This window comes from Achromobacter aegrifaciens, assembly GCF_902859735.1.
GTDB classification, from domain to species: Bacteria; Pseudomonadota; Gammaproteobacteria; order Burkholderiales; family Burkholderiaceae_B; genus Achromobacter; species Achromobacter aegrifaciens.
Genome location: NZ_CADIJY010000005.1, coordinates 333,020 through 345,059 on the forward strand (window position 1 = coordinate 333,020; position 12,040 = coordinate 345,059).

The 12,040-nt window shown below is 60.1% G+C and carries 9 protein-coding genes; 1 reads left to right on the plus strand and 8 read right to left on the minus strand.

Features of this window, described 5'->3' with window-relative positions; all coding sequences use genetic code 11:
* Window positions 1–4: 4 nt before the first annotated feature.
* The 5 genes from HV766_RS17655 to HV766_RS17675 form a co-directional block, all read right to left on the minus strand.
* Entirely contained in the window at window positions 5–805 is an 801-nt protein-coding gene (locus HV766_RS17655; protein WP_054455845.1) for a ParA family protein, read from the minus strand.
* Entirely contained in the window at window positions 802–1,491 is a 690-nt protein-coding gene (rsmG, locus tag HV766_RS17660; RefSeq protein ID WP_175181602.1) for a 16S rRNA (guanine(527)-N(7))-methyltransferase RsmG, read from the minus strand. The genes HV766_RS17655 and rsmG overlap by 4 nt, the downstream gene beginning before the upstream one ends.
* The gene (gene mnmG / locus HV766_RS17665) at window positions 1,488–3,407 is read right to left on the minus strand and encodes a tRNA uridine-5-carboxymethylaminomethyl(34) synthesis enzyme MnmG (RefSeq protein WP_054455843.1); all 1,920 of its coding nucleotides are present in this window, start codon (window positions 3,405–3,407) and stop codon (window positions 1,488–1,490) included. The genes rsmG and mnmG overlap by 4 nt, the downstream gene beginning before the upstream one ends.
* A 2,496-nt stretch (window positions 3,408–5,903) precedes the next feature.
* On the minus strand, window positions 5,904–6,110 hold the full coding sequence (locus tag HV766_RS17670; protein WP_006216596.1) for a cold-shock protein: 207 nt from the start codon (window positions 6,108–6,110) through the stop codon (window positions 5,904–5,906).
* 232 nt (window positions 6,111–6,342) lie between these two features.
* Complete coding sequence (locus HV766_RS17675; RefSeq protein WP_225591277.1) at window positions 6,343–7,377, minus strand: AbrB family transcriptional regulator; 1,035 nt, start codon at window positions 7,375–7,377, stop codon at window positions 6,343–6,345.
* A 112-nt stretch (window positions 7,378–7,489) separates the two neighbouring features.
* On the opposite strand from HV766_RS17675, the gene HV766_RS17680 reads away from it, so the two are divergent.
* Entirely contained in the window at window positions 7,490–8,656 is a 1,167-nt protein-coding gene (locus HV766_RS17680; RefSeq protein WP_119449767.1) for a pyridoxal phosphate-dependent aminotransferase, read from the plus strand.
* A gap of 225 nt (window positions 8,657–8,881) precedes the next feature.
* Here HV766_RS17680 and HV766_RS17685 read toward each other — a convergent pair whose 3' ends face one another.
* The 3 genes from HV766_RS17685 to HV766_RS17695 all read right to left on the minus strand — a co-directional run bounded on the left by HV766_RS17685 (window position 8,882) and on the right by HV766_RS17695 (window position 11,950).
* Window positions 8,882–10,408: a tripartite tricarboxylate transporter permease gene (locus HV766_RS17685; RefSeq protein WP_175181603.1), complete on the minus strand. Its 1,527-nt coding sequence runs from the start codon at window positions 10,406–10,408 to the stop codon at window positions 8,882–8,884.
* Window positions 10,405–10,842, minus strand: coding sequence for a tripartite tricarboxylate transporter TctB family protein (locus HV766_RS17690; protein WP_119449769.1), 438 nt, complete (start codon window positions 10,840–10,842; stop codon window positions 10,405–10,407). Before HV766_RS17690 ends, HV766_RS17685 begins: the two co-directional genes overlap by 4 nt.
* A gap of 109 nt (window positions 10,843–10,951) precedes the next feature.
* A complete protein-coding gene (locus HV766_RS17695) occupies window positions 10,952–11,950 on the minus strand; it encodes a Bug family tripartite tricarboxylate transporter substrate binding protein (RefSeq protein ID WP_054455831.1) in 999 nt (332 codons plus the stop codon).
* Window positions 11,951–12,040: the final 90 nt, after the last annotated feature.

Here is a 12,040-nt window from a genome sequence, read left to right on the forward strand (position 1 = left end):
TGGCCTACTTCAGATCCTTCTTCACGCGCTCGATCATTTCAGCGCCAAACGAGATGTAGGCCTGCGCACCGCGCGAGCCGCGGTCGTACACCACGCCAGGCATGCCGTAGCTGGGGGCTTCGGCCAGACGCACGTTGCGCGGCACCACGGTCTTGAAAACCTTGTCGCCGAAATGCGCCTCTAGTTGCGCGGAGACCTGCTGCTGCAGGGTCATGCGCGGATCGAACATGACGCGCAACAATCCGATGACGCGCAGATCGTCGTTGATGTTCCGGTGCACGCGCTTGATGGTATTGACCAGGTCGGACAGGCCTTCCAGCGCGAAGTACTCGCACTGCATCGGAATGATGACGCCATGGGCGGCGGCCAGGCCGTTCAAGGTCAGCAGCGACAGCGTGGGAGGGCAATCGATCAGCACGAAGTCGTACTGCGTGGCGACCGTGTCGATCGCGGCCTTCAATTGGCGCTCGCGTTGTTCCATCTGCACCAGGTCGATCTCGGCGCCGGACAGTTCGCGGTTGGCGGGCAGCACGTCGTAGCCGCCAGACTCGGACTTCACGCGAGCCTGCTCGATGTTGGATTCACCGATCAGCACCTGGTACAGGTTCGACTCGAGCGAGTTCTTGTCGATGCCGCTGCCCATCGTGGCATTGCCTTGCGGGTCCAGGTCCACCAGCAGCACACGTTGGTTGTGCGTGGCAAGGCCCGCCGCCAGATTGATGGCGGTCGTCGTCTTGCCCACACCGCCCTTCTGGTTGGCAATGCAGAAAACGCGGGCGGAGGTGCTGGGGGGTATGTTCTTCATAGGGTTCCTTGACTACGGCGCATCCAGATCAGGCAGCGTTCGGCCTGCAATTCAGGCACGCGCAGCGGCTGGATGTGATCGACTTGCCATTCTCCGCGCGCATGCAGCGCCTGTATTTCGTCCTCGGGGACCTTGCCCTTCATGGCGACGAGGGTACCATCGTTGCGTACATGGCGACCTGCGAGTTGCGCAAAATCGTCCAAGGAAGCGAAGGCGCGCGACGTCACGATGTTGCACTCGGCCGGAGTCAGCGTTTCAATGCGCGCGTGGCTGGCCTGCAGATTGGGCAAGGCCAGCACGCCACTCATCTGCCGCACGAAGGCCGTCTTCTTTTCAACTGCGTCCACGCAGGTCACCGACCAATGGGGCCGCATGATCGCCAGAACGACGCCTGGCAGGCCGCCGCCCGATCCGACGTCGTAGACCTTGGCCGGCGTACCAGAAGCGCCCAGCGCCTCGCTGAACGGCCCCACGGCGGCCAAGCTGTCGAACAGGTGCTGGATCAGCATCTGCTGCGGATCGCGGATGGCGGTGAGGTTATAGGTCCGGTTCCAGCGCTGCATCTGCGACAGATAGTTCAGCAGCTTGGCCATCGTGGCGGCATCGGCCTCCAGCCCCAGTTGCTCGCAGGCGCGAGACAGGCGGCCGGCCATGTCCGCGCCGGCCGTATCGGCGTGCGCGCTCATGCCGCTTGCTTGCGCGAGCCGTAATGCAGGCGCTTCAGATGGATTAGCAGCAATGAGATTGCAGCGGGAGTGACGCCGGAAATGCGCGCGGCCTGGCCGATGGTTTCCGGGCGATGCGCCTTGAGCTTCTGGCGCACTTCAAACGACAGGCTGGTCACCGCGTCGTAGTCGACATCGGCAGGTATGGCCTGCTGTTCGTGCGCGATCTGCTTCTGGACTTCAACCTGCTGGCGGTCGATGTAGCCGGCGTACTTCACCTGGATCTCGACCTGCTCGGCCAGTACTTCGTCTTCCATCACCCCGGGGCCGGCCAGGAGCGAGCCGTCGGCATTGCGGGCAGCCATCAAGGCTTCATAGGAAACATTGGGTCGTTTCAGCAGATCTGAAAGTGAGTACTCACGTTCAATTGCCTTGCCCAGCAGCGGTTCCGCAACTTCGGCGGGCAGTATACGCGGATTCACCCAGGAGGATTTCAAACGTTCGACTTCCGCGGACACCGCGTCGCGCTTGCGATTGAAGGCATCCCAGCGGGCGTCATCCACAATTCCCAGGCGGCGACCGATTTCGGTCAGACGTAGGTCGGCATTGTCTTCGCGCAGGCTAAGCCGGTATTCGGCCCGGGACGTAAACATGCGGTACGGCTCAGTCACGCCACGCGTGACCAGGTCGTCCACCAACACGCCCAGATAAGCCTCGTCGCGGCGCGGAGTCCATTGCTCGCGCTCCAGCGAGAACAGCGCGGCGTTGACGCCAGCCAGTAGCCCTTGGGCGGCCGCTTCTTCGTAGCCGGTGGTGCCGTTGATCTGTCCGGCAAAGTACAGGCCCGTGATCGCCTTGGTTTCCAGGGTGCTCTTCAATCCACGTGGATCGAAGTAGTCGTACTCGATAGCGTAGCCGGGGCGCAAGATGTGCGCGTTTTCCAGGCCGGGCAGGGAATGGATCAACGCCAGCTGCACATCGAACGGCAAACTCGTCGACACGCCGTTCGGATAAACCTCGTGGGTATCCAGCCCTTCCGGTTCCAGGAAGACCTGGTGCGACTCTTTGTCGGCAAAGCGATGGATCTTGTCTTCGATGGACGGGCAGTAACGCGGCCCCACCCCCTCGATCACGCCGCTGTACATCGGCGAGCGGTCCAGGCCGCCGCGGATGATGTCATGGGTACGGGCGTTGGTATGCGTGATCCAGCAAGGCAGCTGGCGCGGGTGCATGGCGACATTGCCCATGTAGGAAAACACGGGAATCGGATCCAGATCGCCAGGCTGCTCTTCCAGGATGCTGTAGTTGATCGAGCGGCCGTCGATGCGCGGCGGCGTGCCGGTCTTCAAACGTCCTTGCGGCAAGGCCAGTTCCTTCAGGCGTTGCCCCAGGGAAATCGCAGGAGGGTCGCCGGCACGGCCGCCCGAATAGTTCTGCAGGCCCACGTGAATCAGGCCGTTCAGGAACGTGCCTGCGGTCAACACCACGGACTTGGCGCGAAACTTCAAACCGATCTGGGTAACGGCGCCGACCACACGGTCGCCCTCCACCATCAGGTCCTCGACCGCTTGTTGGAAGAGCCAGAGGTTTGGCTGGTTTTCCAAGCGTCCACGGATGGCCTTGCGATAGAGGACGCGGTCAGCCTGGGCGCGCGTAGCGCGGACTGCTGGTCCCTTCGATCCATTAAGGATGCGGAATTGAATCCCCGACTCATCCGTCGCCAAGGCCATCGCGCCGCCCAGGGCGTCGACTTCTTTGACAAGGTGGCCCTTGCCGATCCCGCCAATGGAGGGATTGCAAGACATTTGACCTAGGGTTTCGATGTTGTGCGTCAGCAGCAGCGTCTGGGCGCCGGTGCGGGCAGCAGCCAGCGCAGCTTCGGTGCCGGCGTGGCCGCCACCGACGACGATGACATCGAATTCGCGGGGATAGTCCATGATGGGGGAGGTAAGAGAGAGCGTTCGGTGCTCATTATAGAGGCAGGGATTGCATGTTTCACGTGAAACATGCTTCGGCGCAGCAAGAACCTGATAAAGCCGAAAGCGCCGTCGGGAAAAAACAGCTTTACAGACTTCTAAGGCATGAATATGTCGGCAAGTGCCACTGCTTTGCCGCACCATGTTTCACGTGAAACGTCGTACCTATCTGGCCAAGTCACGTCCTTACTGCTGCATTACCGTTCCTCAAAGCCCCCATTTGCCTTGCGCTTACCCGCCCGTTGCCCTCAATTCGCCATATGCGAGTACGGGTGAGTGAGGTATGTTCCACGTGAAACATGTCGGATCTCCGTGGTGTCGCCCGCGTATATGAACACCCTATTCCCTGCCTAGTGTGATTCGTCCTCTCGCCCATATGCTGAATCCCCGGATGTTCCACGTGAAACATCCCCCCCTACCGCGGCATGGAGAGCTCGTTCGGCTGGTAAAGTGGCCGCGCTCAATACCAATCACGATTGCATACTCCAACTACAGTCCAACCACGACCAAGCGTCGCATGTCATATCGTCATGAGCCTTTGCGCCATTTGAGAACGCCAGGATGTCAATTTTGACCATCCGCACTATCGATGTTTCACGTGAAACATCGTTGCCTATACGCAGCAGGTGATCAACGTTTCACGTGAAACACGAACGCAGCACTCCAAAGGCCGGCAGAGATAGGAATACCGGCATCCGCTTGAGCCTCGTCGCTCAAGATCCGTACCAAGTCATCTCGTCTCATGAAACCCTCTGATTTCAATCCCATGAAGGTTCATCCAAAAAAAAGGCGATTTTCCAACCCCTACCCTACCCCTTACCCGAAACAGAGCATTTTTTTGCGTTTCACGTGAAACTTGAGTGTTGAGAAGTGGGGCGAAACCGCCGTAGTCGTGGAGAGTCCAATCCCCACGTACGGAACTCGAACTATCTCGTCAGTCCTAACGCAGCGCAACCAACATGAGATTTCTTCTTATCCGCCCTGCGCCAAACTGGCTAGGACCTGAAATGTCCAAACCCGCCAATTTGGAAAGTTCCTCTTGTCCAAGCCCGCACCTCACGCCGAGGCGATACCTGCCGCTCAAGGCGAGTCTATGCCGCAGAAATTTGGAATAACTCAGAAGCGGGAAATCAGACGGACAAAGAACTCTCGCAGCAGAGCTATTAAGTCCTGCACAGTGTTATCAACAACTAGCAGATCCGATAGCTACCGACATTCGCGGTTTCACGTGGAACAACTCTGGGGATAAGTCATTGAAGGCCAATGCCTGGCGTGCCATAAAACGGCGCAGTGTGACCGACTTCGCAAAGTGCCAAGAAGCGTGAAAAAGCACAAATGCCCAACTGTCTTCCCTATGGCAGCAATCGATTATTTCTATTTTGGATGCTTACCAAACTGAGGAAACTCGGCTTTCAAACCAACTTGATAACGACGCAAAAAACCGTGGAAAACTATGTGGATAAGATCGTCGTCACTGCCACAATGAATTCTCGAAAACCCACCATGACAATCCTCGCCTCTGAACACCATGACAATCCTCGCCTCTGAATATAGCGAGGAACTCTGCCGTCGCATCCTGGTCTTAACGCCGCAAAAATCGTGGAGACGGATTATTCACAGACCTATCCACACATTGAATCCTGCGGTCCGCCACTACGCGGACACCGTTGGTCAGGTCGCACGGATTCATTGACCAGACAATTATCTTGCCCGTCTGCCGCAACCCGCGCCATCATCCTTATGGGTGAGATCCAGCCTTTCATGTGAAACCCTGTGGAAAACTCGCCGAGCGCGATTCGGGCTCACCTATGATTGACCGCGGCGTCCACGATCCGGTTCCGTCCACGTGGTCCAAAGTCGCGTGCACCACTTCGGATATCTTCACTCAGGCCCCCTACTTCCGGACCCTATCCCCATTTCTATCCACAGGCGTTTGAGCCATCTCAGGGCGCCAAAGGGTGTAATTCTGTGCATAACCGGGATGGGGATATCTTTGTGAACAACCGGCCGCCGTGCAAGCAAAAACGGGCCAGATCGGCCTCAGGACATTACGGCCGCGTCGCCCTTATTCCGGCTGAGATCTGCTCAATATTGCGTTAAATGCCTGTATTCCCTAGGGAAAGGCCATATAGAAACGCGAACATCACAGCAAAGCCGAATAAACCCAAGCAGCCTAGCTGGCCCCCGATGCCGTTCCAAGAAGGACGGGATAACTGTGCAAAACCTGGCTACGGATAAGCAATTGCTTCATTGCTGAGCATCAAAATGCTCATGCCCAAAAATAATTATCCACAAACTTATCCACGGCCGGAGGATATGTTAGTGAATACTAACTATTCACGCAGAACTAGCTGATCAGGCGTCGGTCGCCCAAATGAAACAACGCCCCAGACCTTCCGGTCTTGGGGCGTTGTAGCCAGGCCGAGCCTGGCGGACGGGAAATTGGGATTTCCCGATTTAGAGCGGGCGAATTTCGGCCGCTTGAGGTCCTTTCGGACCATCCTTGACTTCGAATTCGACTTCCTGGCCTTCGTTCAGGCTGCGATAGCCGCGGCCCTGGATGGCGGAAAAGTGTGCGAAAACATCGGTACCACCAACGTCCGGCGTGATGAAACCGTAACCCTTGTCAGCGTTGAACCACTTAACTTTGCCCTTCTGAGCCATTTTTTCTAGCGTCCTGTAATTAACTCGAAATGCAATGAATCAAGGACGCCGTGAGAACTGAACGACCGGTAGAAGTACCTGCGTTGCTGCTGCGTTCCCGCTTGCCGCCTAGCTGCAGAACGAGTCCGCGCGCTGCTTGAATCAACTGCGTAATCAGCATACTCAGCACACATTACAGACTCATATAGTTGTTTACCCCAATGTCGTATTTTTAATACTGGGTCTCGTTCCGCTAGGGCTTGAGGCCCTGCCGACGCGCCATAAATGCGTAGATCGGGCCAGTCACTATCACCACAAAAACCATGCGTGTGACATGGAAGGCGGTGACCACTGGGACCCCTAGCTGCAGCACTTTGGCGGTGATTGCCATCTCTGCAATGCCACCCGGCGTAGTGCCAAGAATCAAGGTGGGTATGGGCGCGGCGGACCATAGCGACAGCAAGGCGCCCAGACCGAACGCCAGCGCCAATGCGGCCACCGTGAAGCTCGCCACAGCGGCAATAAAACGCGGCGCGGCCCGAAAGAAATCCGGCCGATAGCGGTCGCCCAGCGACCAGCCGATCAGCAATTGGCCTATCTTCGGAACGTAGTCCGGCAGGGCCGACAGCTCGATGCCGTTGGCCGTAAGGATCATGGCGACCGACATCGGGCCCAGCACCCAGGGATTCGGCAACCGCAGCTTCATGAAGGCGGCGCCGCCGACGCAGGTCAGCGCGACCAGCGCCGCCAGCCCCCAAGCATGGACCACCTTGGGTCCAGGAACCGTGGGATCCAGTCCCGCCACGCCCCACCACTGGAAGATGAAGGGCACGGCAACCACCACCATCAGCACACGCACGCTATGCGCCGTGGCCACCCGGTCTATGCGCGCCCCATGACGCTCTGCCAGGTTCGCCATTTCGCTGGCTCCGCCGATGGCGGAAGAAAACCAGGCCGTCTTGAAATCCACATCGGTGTAGCGGCGCAGGATCGCCGTGCCCATGAAAGCCAGGCCCAATGCGAACAACATGCCGACGATGATGGGTCCCGCATTGCTGCCAATGTGACCTATCACCTGCGGCGTGAAGTAAAGCCCCAACGAAGTACCAATCACCCACTGGCCAGCATTGCGCGCCGGCCTGGGGCACGCGGTGCCCAAGCCCGCAATGCGTGTCGCCGCGGTCACCAGCAACGCGCCCAGCATCCACGGCAACGGGATGTGCGCCCACACCGCCAACAACGCGCCCGCCAATGCAAGCGCCAAACCGCCCAACACCCTCCACAACATGTTCTGACCCACGATACCGCCGCGCCTTAAGCTCATGTGAAAACCGAATTATGAGTTAGTGGGATACTTACGAAAACTCTCTCTGCTAGCAACGTTCACTCTCGCGTCCACCATGATCCGATCCAAACTTCCCGACGTTGGCACCACCATCTTTACCGTGATGAGCCGCCTGGCCATCGAACACAAAGCCATCAACCTGGGCCAGGGCTTTCCCGACTTCGATCCCGATCCCGCCTTGTGCGCCCTCGTATCCAAGGCCATGGCCGACGGCCACAACCAGTATCCCTACATGCCGGGCGTGGCCCCCTTGCGCGAAGCCATCGCCGCCAAGACACGCGAACTCTATGGCCATGCCTACGATCCAGAAACCGAGATCACCGTCACCAGCGGCGCAACCGAAGCGCTGATGGCAACCGTGCTGGCCGCCGTTGGCAGCGGCGACGAAGTCGTCGTCATCGAACCTTGCTACGACTCCTACCTGCCGGCGATCCGCCTGGCAGGCGGCACCGCCGTGCCGGTGCCGCTGCGCGCGCCCACAGAAGCCGATCCCTACTACCGCATTGACTGGCAGCGTGTGCGCGATGCCATCACGTCCAAGACCCGTCTCTTGATGCTGAACTTTCCGCACAACCCCACCGGCGCCGTGTTGGATGACAGCGACCTGGACGCGCTGGAGGCGATCGTGCGCGACACTGGCGTGCTGCTGGTGTCCGACGAGGTCTATGAACATATCGTGTTCGATGGCAAGCCACATGCCAGCGTGGCGCGTCGCCCGTTGCTGGCACAGCATGCCTTCGTGATCTCGTCCTTCGGCAAGACTTATCACACCACCGGCTGGAAGATCGGCTACTGCTGCGCACCGCGCCAGCTCAGCGCTGAACTGCGCAAGGTGCATCAGTTCATGGTGTTCACCGTGCCCTCGCCCATGCAGTTCGCGTTGGCCGAATTCATGCGCGATCCCAAGCCTTACCTCGATCTGCCGGCGTTCTATCAGGCCAAGCGCGACCGCCTCGCGCAGGGGCTGGCCAAGACCCGCTTCCGCCCCCTGCCCAGCCCGGGCACATTTTTCCTGCTGGCGGACTACAGCCAGATTTCCAAGCAGAACGAGGCCGACTTCGCACGTGACCTGACGGTGAATCATGGCGTCACGGTGATACCGGTATCGGCGTTCTATCGCCAGCCCGACGCGGCGGAATCCAACCATCGCATCGTGCGCTTCTGCTTCGCAAAAAAAGACGCGACACTCGATGCGGCCTTGGAGCGCCTGGCGCAGGTCTGACGCCCTCTACTGATTGCCGCATAGTGACTTCACTTTTCCTTTGTCTCCCTATACAAGCGCTTTTATTGAAAAACATGAATAAAAGCTCGCAATAAAAATAGAGACCATCCAAAGCGAATTCACAAACAAAAAAAGGGCGCCCATAAAAAAGGCGCCCTTTGCAATTCCCGGCCCTGAGTCTGCAGCGGGGCTGCTGCCCTTTACAACAGCCGCGCTGCCGAGGAATCAGACCGGACCAGCGGCAAGCTTTTTCGCTTTGCGCATGCGGCGCATGATCTGCGGCACGATTACGACCGCAGCCGCCCCCACCCACATCGAGATCGACACCGGGCTGGCGAACAGCACGCCGACGTCACCATCAGTGATCGACAACGCGCGGCGCAGGTTCTGCTCCATCATGTTGCCCAACACCACGCCCAGCACCAGCGGCGCCATCGGCACGCCGAACTTGCGCAGGAAGTAGCCCAGCGCGCCTATGCCCGCCACCAGCAGCAGATCGAAAGTGCCCGCGTTGATGGCGTAGACGCCGATGTAGCTGATGCACAGGATGCCCGGCACCATCAGCCATCCCGGCACCGACAGCACCTTGGCGAAGAAGCGCACCAGCGGCACGTTCATGACGAACAGCAGCACGTTGGCCACGAACAGTGAGGCGATCAAGCCCCACACCAGTTCGGGCTTGGAGTCGAATAGCACCGGACCCGGTGTGATGTTGTAGAGCGTCAGCGCGCCCATCATCACGGCAGTGGTACCCGAACCGGGCACGCCCAGCGTCAGCATGGGCACGAACGAGCCGATGGCCGACGCCGTGGCGGCGGCTTCCGGCGCGACCAGGCCGCGCATGTCGCCCTTGCCAAACTTTGCGTCCGGATCCTTGGCTTCGATGATGCGCTTTTCCTGCGAGTACGCCACGGCCGCGGCCACGCTGGCGCCGGCGCCAGGCAACACGCCCACGCCAAATCCCACCAGCGAGCTGCGCACCACGCTCCACCAGGTAAGCGCCATTTCCTTCAAGTTGAAAAGTTTGCGGCCGCTGGGCTTGACCTCGACGCTATGCCCTGCCACCACTTTCTCCAGCATCTCCAGCATCTCGCTGACCGCGAACAGCGCAATCACCACCACCACGAATTCGATGCCGTCGGCCAGATGCACCGACTCGAAGGTGTAGCGATACACGCCGGAATTCGCGTCCACGCCCACCACCGAAATCGACAGGCCGATCATCGCTGCCAGCACGCCTTTGACGGGCTGCTTGCCCAGCAAGCTGGTCAGGCAGCAGAACGCGAAAATCATCAGCACGAAATACTCGGCGGGACCGAAGGCCAACGCCCACTTCGCCAGCAACGGCGCGAGCAGGATGATGCCCACCACCGACACGATGGCGCCGAAGAACGCGGACCAGGCGGAGAGCGACAGCGCCACGCTGGCCATGCCCTGCCGCGCCAGCGGATAACCGTCCAGCGTCGTCATGATGGCGCTGGCCTCGCCCGGCACGTTCAGCAGAATGGCGGTAATGCGGCCGCCGTATTCGGCGCCCACGTACACGGCAGCCAGCAGGATCAGCGCGGTCTCGGGCGGCAGGTTCATCGCGAACGCGATCGGAATCAGCATCGCCACGCCGTTGACCGGTCCCAGGCCCGGCAACACGCCCACCATGGTCCCGATGAACGAACCGATCATGGCCACCAGCAGGTTGGTCAGCGAAAAGGCGACGCCAAAGCCTATCGCCAAGTGATCAAGAATGCCGCTCATATCAGGGTCTCCAACAAACCGGTGGGCAGGACCACGTCCAGCACCTTGTCGAACAGCAAGAAAAACAGAATGCTCATGATGGCGCCGCCGATGGCGCACTTGACCCAACCGCCCCCGAACAGGCGGCCGACGAATATCGTCATCAGGGTTGTCGCAATCACGAAACCCAGCCACTGGAACAGGAAGGCATAGGCCACCACAAACGCCATCATCAGCGCGATGCGCGCATTGGCGCCGGGCGGATTGGCCTCGACCTGATGACCGCCCTTGTAGACCAGCCACAGGCCGCACAGGCCAATGATCAAGGCCAGCAGCAAGGGAAAGGCGCGCGGGCCCACAGGCTCATAGGCGAACGGGGCTTCGATTCCCCAACCCGCCGCGGTCATGAAGGCGGCCAGCGCTAGCGCCGCCACGCCCAATATTCGATCGTTCATGATCACTTTTCCGTTGTAGTCGCATCGCGCGGCGCAGCGCTCCCCTGCCGCCGCGGCAATGCCGGCGGCGGGGAATCCTGAAAAACGCGATAAGGGGGAGCCTTGCGGCTTACTTCTTGACCAGGCCGAACGAATCGGCCAGTTCGCCGTAGACCTTGACCTGGTTCTTCACGTAGGCGTCCAGCTCGGGACCCGTCTTGTTGAAGGGGAACAGGCCCTGCTGCTGGCGCAACTTGTCGAACTCGGGCGAGGCCGCGGTCTTGTTGAAGGCGTCGACCCAAAACTGGTAGTCGCTGTCCGACACCTTCGGGCCGACATAGAAGCCGCGGATGATCGGCCAGACGATGTCATAGCCCTGCTCCTTGGCGGTAGGCACGGTGCCCAGCTTGCCCGGCAGGCGCTGATCGTTGAATACGGCCAGCACACGGATGGGTGCGCCGCCTTCGAGCATGGTGAAGGCTTCTGCCGCATCGCCCATGTAGGCCTGGATGTGGCCGCCGCGCAGGGCCGTGACGGCTTCGCCCCCACCTTCAAATGCCACGAAACGCATCTTCTTGAAATCCACGCCAGCCGCCTTGGCGGTCAGCGCGGCCTTCATCCAGTCCTGGCTACCCACGGTGCCGCCGGCGCCCAGCACGATCTTGGTCGGATCCTGCTTGAAGGCGTCCATCAGGCTCTTCAGGTCGGTGTACGGGGAATCGTTGCGAACCACGGCCACGCCGTAGTCGGTGCCGATGGCAGCCAGCCAGCGCACGTCGTTGACGTTGTACTTGCCGAACTTGCCCTGGGCCAGGTTCAAGAGCGAACCGCCCGAGAACGCCACGATGGTGCCCGGTTCGTTCGGGTGCTGGGCCACGATGTTGTTGTAGGCCACTGCGCCGATGCCGCCAGGCATGTAGACGATGCGCATGGCGCTCTTGAGCGCGCCGCTTTGCTTCAAGCCTTCGGTGGCCAGGCGGCAGGTCAGGTCGAAACCGCCGCCAGGCTGGGCGGGCGCGATGCATTCCGGGCGGCGCGGCTCGTCGGCCGCGTGGGCGGCGCCAAGGGACAAGGTAATCGTGCCCAGCGCCGCGACGGCGGCCAGGCGCAGTTTCAGACTAGTCTGCATTTTTTGCGTCTCCGAGATTTATAGGTCTAGGTATGGCTGGAAGCTCTGCTCAGACGGTTCTTTCCGCAATAACGGCCCCAGTGGACGCAA

What these genes read in the sequence shown, in the direction of transcription:
- mnmG (WP_054455843.1), bottom strand. Translation starts at nt 3,407, where the DNA reads ATGGACTATCCCCGCGAATTCGATGTCATCGTCGTCGGTGGCGGCCAC.
- HV766_RS17655 (WP_054455845.1), bottom strand. Translation starts at nt 805, where the DNA reads ATGAAGAACATACCCCCCAGCACCTCCGCCCGCGTTTTCTGCATTGCC.
- HV766_RS17690 (WP_119449769.1), bottom strand. Translation starts at nt 10,842, where the DNA reads ATGAACGATCGAATATTGGGCGTGGCGGCGCTAGCGCTGGCCGCCTTC.
- HV766_RS17685 (WP_175181603.1), bottom strand. Translation starts at nt 10,408, where the DNA reads ATGAGCGGCATTCTTGATCACTTGGCGATAGGCTTTGGCGTCGCCTTT.
- HV766_RS17675 (WP_225591277.1), bottom strand. Translation starts at nt 7,377, where the DNA reads ATGTTGTGGAGGGTGTTGGGCGGTTTGGCGCTTGCATTGGCGGGCGCG.
- rsmG (WP_175181602.1), bottom strand. Translation starts at nt 1,491, where the DNA reads ATGAGCGCGCACGCCGATACGGCCGGCGCGGACATGGCCGGCCGCCTG.
- HV766_RS17680 (WP_119449767.1), top strand. Translation starts at nt 7,490, where the DNA reads ATGATCCGATCCAAACTTCCCGACGTTGGCACCACCATCTTTACCGTG.
- HV766_RS17695 (WP_054455831.1), bottom strand. Translation starts at nt 11,950, where the DNA reads ATGCAGACTAGTCTGAAACTGCGCCTGGCCGCCGTCGCGGCGCTGGGC.
- HV766_RS17670 (WP_006216596.1), bottom strand. Translation starts at nt 6,110, where the DNA reads ATGGCTCAGAAGGGCAAAGTTAAGTGGTTCAACGCTGACAAGGGTTAC.